At 31.3% G+C, this 895-nt stretch carries 1 protein-coding gene; it reads right to left on the reverse strand.

Features of this window, described 5'->3' with window-relative positions; all coding sequences use genetic code 11:
• Positions 1–196: 196 nt before the first annotated feature.
• A complete protein-coding gene (locus M3210_RS20015) occupies positions 197–655 on the reverse strand; it encodes a VanZ family protein (RefSeq protein ID WP_251518050.1) in 459 nt (152 codons plus the stop codon).
• Positions 656–895 lie beyond the last annotated feature (240 nt).

Below are 895 nucleotides of genomic sequence, written 5' to 3' on the forward strand. Positions count from 1 at the left end.
TAACTAAAAAATCCAAAACCTTCCAGATTGGTGATAACGGAAGGTTATTTAGCATGAATAAAATTAAGTATATCATAATTAATTTGAGTTTTTTAGAGAAATATATTGACAACTATTAGCTGGTTTATTTGTATAATTCAACAAGAGAGGGTGCATATCCTTCTTTAAGGATTGCACCCGTTAGTGAAGAAGCATATCATCTTGAATTTCGTTGGGTTAGCCTCTTAATCAGAGTAAAAAACATAAACCCTAATAACGCTCCAAGAGTATTTAAAATTAAATCATCAACATCAAAGCTACCTAAGATAGGGAAGAGCAATTGAATGATTTCAAATGTTAAACTGAAGCAAAAAGAAACCAATAATATTGTTATAAACTTTTGAAATCTACTAATTAAAATAGGTAAAAGAAAGCCAAATGGCATAAAGATTACAATATTCCCTAAGATATTTTGAACACTAACTGTGAAAGTATCGGAAACAATGTAATTTATAATTGTCGCAAAAGGAACGAAGTTCATTTGGAAATGGTTTAATCCTAATTCCAAATTTTGCACAAGATAAGATATCGGCATATATTTAATCAATATTACTTTAATCAATACAGCGATGTATAGAACAAACACTAACCATAAAAATACTTTTAATAACTTCAATTTTCTCCCCCCAATATATTTTCATTGATTACAGATATGCTGCCTGCATAATACAATAAATTAGACAAAAAGAGCGTTAATCCTTCTTGGATCTTCTTGGATTAACGCACCCGTTCGTATTATAAGGTTAACCAGATGTTAAATATTTCTGGTTGACCTTATTTTTTATGGTCTTATTATTACATTGTAGCCGGGGCAGGACGGACGCACCCGTGGGACTTGATCCCGTCAGCTAAACTG

It is taken from the genome of Oceanobacillus luteolus (genome assembly GCF_023715655.1).
Taxonomy (GTDB): domain Bacteria; phylum Bacillota; class Bacilli; order Bacillales; family Amphibacillaceae; genus Oceanobacillus; species Oceanobacillus luteolus.